The 5,119-nt window shown below is 50.3% G+C and carries 7 protein-coding genes; 5 read left to right on the forward strand and 2 right to left on the reverse strand.

Features of this window, described 5'->3' with window-relative positions; translation table 11 throughout:
- The first annotated feature begins 424 nt into the window (after window positions 1-424).
- A complete protein-coding gene (locus QT222_RS06790) occupies window positions 425-1,246 on the forward strand; it encodes an IS5 family transposase (protein ID WP_491476723.1) in 822 nt (273 codons plus the stop codon).
- A gap of 132 nt (window positions 1,247-1,378) precedes the next feature.
- On the opposite strand, the gene QT222_RS06795 is transcribed toward QT222_RS06790, so the two are convergent.
- Window positions 1,379-1,879, reverse strand: coding sequence for a hypothetical protein (locus tag QT222_RS06795; RefSeq protein WP_491476724.1), 501 nt, complete (start codon window positions 1,877-1,879; stop codon window positions 1,379-1,381).
- Between the two features lie 266 nt (window positions 1,880-2,145).
- Here QT222_RS06795 and QT222_RS06800 point away from each other — a divergent pair, with 266 nt between their 5' ends.
- The 3 genes from QT222_RS06800 to QT222_RS06810 all read left to right on the forward strand — a co-directional run bounded on the left by QT222_RS06800 (window position 2,146) and on the right by QT222_RS06810 (window position 4,431).
- A complete protein-coding gene (locus tag QT222_RS06800) occupies window positions 2,146-2,796 on the forward strand; it encodes a hypothetical protein (protein ID WP_491476725.1) in 651 nt (216 codons plus the stop codon).
- A gap of 332 nt (window positions 2,797-3,128) precedes the next feature.
- Complete coding sequence (locus QT222_RS06805) at window positions 3,129-3,254, forward strand: hypothetical protein (RefSeq protein ID WP_491476726.1); 126 nt, start codon at window positions 3,129-3,131, stop codon at window positions 3,252-3,254.
- Between the two features lie 589 nt (window positions 3,255-3,843).
- On the forward strand, window positions 3,844-4,431 hold the full coding sequence (locus tag QT222_RS06810; RefSeq protein WP_004060530.1) for a hypothetical protein: 588 nt from the start codon (window positions 3,844-3,846) through the stop codon (window positions 4,429-4,431).
- A 94-nt stretch (window positions 4,432-4,525) separates the two neighbouring features.
- Here QT222_RS06810 and QT222_RS06815 read toward each other — a convergent pair whose 3' ends face one another.
- Entirely contained in the window at window positions 4,526-4,693 is a 168-nt protein-coding gene (locus tag QT222_RS06815) for a DUF8115 family protein (RefSeq protein WP_004060529.1), read from the reverse strand.
- A 241-nt stretch (window positions 4,694-4,934) separates the two neighbouring features.
- On the opposite strand from QT222_RS06815, the gene QT222_RS06820 reads away from it, so the two are divergent.
- Window positions 4,935-5,087: a DUF7970 domain-containing protein gene (locus QT222_RS06820; RefSeq protein WP_491476727.1), complete on the forward strand. Its 153-nt coding sequence runs from the start codon at window positions 4,935-4,937 to the stop codon at window positions 5,085-5,087.
- Window positions 5,088-5,119: the final 32 nt, after the last annotated feature.

Here is a 5,119-nt window from a genome sequence, read left to right on the forward strand (position 1 = left end):
CATCAGAGTTGTTTGAAAAGGTGACCTCAACAGTCGGCTGAGAGTCCGTCCACAGAACCGGCGACGGTTTGTCTCTGGGCTCAGCCCCTATCTCCAGTCCGTACAGGTCGTGCGTCTGAATGGCGGACATGTACTTCTCGAAGCGGCATACACCGTGTTAAGTATTCACCAACGTTCGGCACTACAAAGCTCAACAAGCAGGCGCGTTCTATCAGCTGATTCAGTGTCTATTTGGGGAAAGAACACAGTCCTGTGCTAACTAATCCTCTGTATGTGTCACACCATTCTTGGCAGATGTTAGACAAACTACTCACGGTGCGTTAGCTAAGTTTCTGTAGTTCTCGACTGATGTTATTCATCTCCGAGAATAGGGGCTCTGTTGAAATCCTCAGGGAGTTACAGGTACGACCGGTAGTCTGACCGGATGGTTGCCCTCCCGAAATCGCAGTTGCTCCGGTTCGTCGAGCAGGCGTTTCACTTGGCACGACGATCTGTCGCTCGCTATTCCTCGAAGTTCTCGAAACGCCGGTACACCCTCCACCAGCACATCGTTCTCCTCTGTCTCAAAGTGCGGAAGAACACGACGTACAGGACGCTTCTCGACGAACTCATCGAAATGCCCCGCATTCGGAAAGCCATCAATCTGGACGAACTTCCGTCACCCTCAACGTTGTGTAAAGCGTTCAACCGGCTCGATATGGCAGTCTGGCGTGTTTTACTTAAGCTCTCGATCACCCTTCACCCGACCAGTGGTGTCGTCGGGATTGATGCATCTGGATTCGACCGGAGTCACGCCTCGAAACACTACACGAAGCGAACGAAGCTGACGATTCAGCAGTTGAAAGTGACACTGCTCGTGGACACGAGAGCGAATGCTATCCTCGATCTCCACGTGACGACGACCAGAAAACACGACTCACAGATCGCTCCGTCGCTCATCAAGCGGAATGCCGAGAATGTGGCAATCCTCCTCGGTGACAAGGGATACGACGACCAGAAGGTTCGCGCGGTAGCCCGTGACGCTGGTGTTCGTCCCCTTATCAAGCACCGAGAATTTTCGTCGCTCCACAAGGCGTGGAATGCTCGGCTGGACGCCAACCTCTACGGCCAACGGAGTCAGAATGAGACAGTGAACTCCAGTCTCAAACGGAAATATGGCGCATTCGTCCGCTCACGACACTGGTGGAAGCAGTTCCGTGAACTCGTTGTCGGCTGTCTCACTCACAACATCGACAAGTCACTCTGAACAGCGGATATCGATGAGCGAGACAGCGAAATGGGTCGAACCTTTCTGATTCTCGTCAGAAAAGTCGTGACCGACTCAGAGGGTGGATACGGCAGTAATCCGTCAAGCAATTTCTCAGACCGCGTGTAGCAATTACCCGTGAACGTCCTGGACGCAGCGTGAGGTAGTCTTGAAATTCCCGTCTGAGGCGGTCATGAACGTGAGTGCCATATCGCGATCACACTGCATGACGTAAACCTCCAACAGCTCATTTTGATATGTTTCGACCACGAAAACGGTCGTCTGACTTTCATTCCAGTCGTCGACAATCTGCGTGCTGTTGCCATCGGCGACTGTTGTCACGCGTTCCGAACGTACCGGGTCGTGGAGAGTGACGTTGGTGTAGTTCGTCTCAGCCTGTAGTTGTTCTAACTGAACGAGCCTCTGACGACCATCACCCGTGGTGACGTCGAAGCGAAGTTCCTCGGGAGTCTCCTGGGCGCTTTGGAAGACGGTGACCAAGTAACTCGATTCTCGTTCGTTCTCGATGAGTATCTGTGTCTCACCGTCGGAAAGCAGTGCCGTACAACCGGCGACCAGCACGAGACCGGTCAAGAGACCAGTGAGAATCACTCGATGGGAGGGCAGCCGCATTAACCCGATTTCGCGCCCTCTGCCCGTATGCGTTGTGGGATGCAACGACGAGGCGATATCATCGAAGTAGACTTACCAGCACACAGTAGCTGTCTCCGCAGACAGGGGTGGAAACGTGTGTAGAATTCTGTCCAACGTCCGGGCGTCGGTTCACCGTAGCCGACTCGCGCTGTGTATTCAGCACGGCTCCGACAAACTATCAACAACCGAGGATTTCAACAAGGCCGACTCGATTGGTAAGTTGTAGGTGGAGGAAAGACTTATAGATGTCACGTGCGACCATATTTCAAGAAAATACAATGAGACATATCATTAAAACAGTAACCGCCTTTTTTCTAATCAGTACTTGGGCAACAATCCTATTTTCACCGGTGTTAACCTCGATTGGCTTATCAGTTAAGTATATTTTAATGATCGGAGTTGTGATTGCAACTATCTCAGTATATCTTTCTAAAAGGCGTATTTCTAACAATAGACTGATTGAAGAGAATATGCTTTGGCAGAATCTGCTAATATTCCTCTCTGTTATTCTTGGTTCTGGAATCGGGGTACTATATATAATGAAGTTTGTTTTTGGGGTTCTTAGTGATACCCCTCCGGAATGGTTTGCTATTGTGATCGCCTGTTTTTATGTTTTTCTACCACTCCTACTTGCTACTTGGGTTATATACAAAGTGAATATAGGAGACACTGCAATACCGCCTCTGCTTCGCATTAATGAATGGAATAGAAGAGCTGATAGTGGTCTTATACTTATTGTAGCTCTTGTCGCTTTAACTTATAGTGTGAATTTACTTCCTGCTCAATTGGTTATCTTTTCTCCCATTCTTAATATCGGTGCACTATTGTTTGGTCTATTTCATGTAGTAATCCGACGCATTGGTGTCTTCCATCCCGAATTTGAGACAACGTCATAAGCGCTGTAGATAGTACCATCTAAACAACTTGCACGAGAGCTCTGCTCTCGTGAACGTTGCCGTCCGCTCACGCCCCAAAGGCTCTTCTAAATCGTCGCAAAGCACTCGCTGAGCAGGTCTGCGAGCGTCATGACCAATTCACTCAATGACCTGTTCGCTTCTCAAACTGGCTTAACTAGACAGTACCGGATGTTCAGGTTGACCTATATATCTACGTCGGAGATCTCTCTGTGGAAACGTGCGTCACGGTTGATGTGCGAGACCTCCTTCCTCACCTGGAAGACCTCAGCGACAACTTGGAATCGAAATAGGACTCGACCGACATCGGAGAGATGGACGACCTCGGGACGAGTCAAATTGGAATGCTCCACCACCTCGTGGATGGATTTGCCTCCGAGATGGGAATGAAAGTGTCATACCCGTCGATTTCAGTAACACCCATCGCCATCAACCGTTGAACACAGGCCCCAAGATCTCCCTGCGCTTCTCAGAGACTAGCCGATTAGTGAAGAGCGGCGAAGAGGGCCAAACCCATCATGATTGCCCATCGGCGGCGTTTGACCTCGTCGACGACTGGACGTAATCCATTCCGTTCTATATACTCGTCTACGGCTTGGAAGGACACCATCACACACACGCCCAGATAGTGGTTGACCCCTAGTTCAGGTACGTCTTCTGAAGAGTGGTCTGTTGGATTGTCGTCGTAGCGACGAACGGATACAGAGTCGCCCAGCACCTTAAACCGCACTAGGTCACCATTGGGTGACTTAACTAAGAAGGACTCAAGACTATCTTGGTGCCGTTTCCAGAACTCGCTCCTTTCTACATCTCCATAGATGTTTGCCGAGGACACCCGTGAATTCACATTCGAGAATGTGGCCTCAATGGTGTCCCATTCGAGTAAGTCGTTTGGCGACAGTGTATCTGGACTTATTACAGATGAAGAGACCGTAGCTGTTAATGGGCCCAAGTAAATCCCTCGTGAAGGTTATTTTGTGTTGAATTCACAGGATATTCAGTGTTTGGCTCCAGAGTAGGATACACTCCATGGTAGTTCCCGTACAAACAGCGGCTCTCAATCTTTTGCGAGACTTCGGGGTTTTCGCTATCGGCGCGGGGCTACTTGCGTACGTTGCGAGGCTCACGATAAAGCAGTACTTCGACAAGCAACTGCAATCGTACCAGACAGAACTTGACAAAGAGGCGGTGAAGTTCACCGACTTGCACCAGAAGCGAGCAGAGGTCATCGGAGAGTTCTACGTAAAACTAGCCGAGTTCGACCAAGATATGCGGGCGCTCGTAGACCCAATGCTGTCACGGGGCGAGACATCCAGAGAGGAGAAAATTGAGATTGCGGCCGAGTCTGGGGAGGAGCTTCGGAGGTTCTATTTGAAGAATAAAATCTACTTTTCGTCCTATGTCTGCGAGACTATGGATGAGCTTCTGGGCGAGTATCGTGATATGTTCCATGACTTTTCTGTTGCGAAGATTCACGACGCCGAGAAGTCGCTCTCTGAGTCAGATGAACGGATAGAGAAGTGGCAATCGAACTGGGAATCTCTTACAGAGGCTGAAGTCCCTGAATTGAGGGATGAGTTGCAGAGCCAATTCCGAGACCTACTTGGCGTGTCGTAGAAGGACGTATCTTTCACAACAACTTATGCTCTATATTCACCACGTCATTCCTGTCAACTTATAATGTTTTCAACAGAGCAATAGAATCGGGATATCAGACCTCGACTCGGTTGGTGATTGCTTCTCGGAGCGCGTCGTGGGCGTCAGAGGCACCGGCGCGGAGGCCAGCACGCAGGAGCAACCGCAGCACTTCGCTCTTATCCGGCTCGCCCGATTCGCTGCTCTCAACGTAGTCGCGGAGCGAATTAGCGGTGTCGCGCATCGCGTCAGGGTTGCTACTTTCGCAACTTCCTTCCAATTTTGATGAGAGAAATCTTTCCATTGAGTGCAGTTGGCCGACGGATACGTTCTACCCACTCACATTTACAGATTAGATATGGTTCGCACAGTGGTTATTACCATGGGAACCAAAACCAGAGGGAGGGCTAGCGTTCCCCTTCGATAACGGTCTTCGATGGAGTATCTACGCGCGGAATGAGCCGTGGGATGAGTTTGAAGACACTCTGGATTTTGACGTTGAGAGAATACTTCGACAGCGGTACGATATTCGTGATCTCGAAGGGCGAGAGGCCCATGACGCGATGGTCCGTCTTGCGGCGGAGAACCCAGATGAGCTTGTTCGGTTGATCCTCGAAGCACGCGGCCTCGACGAATAGATCTGTCTTCTTTTCACGACCACCTACAGAGC

This window comes from Haloferax sp. s1 (assembly GCF_058382125.1).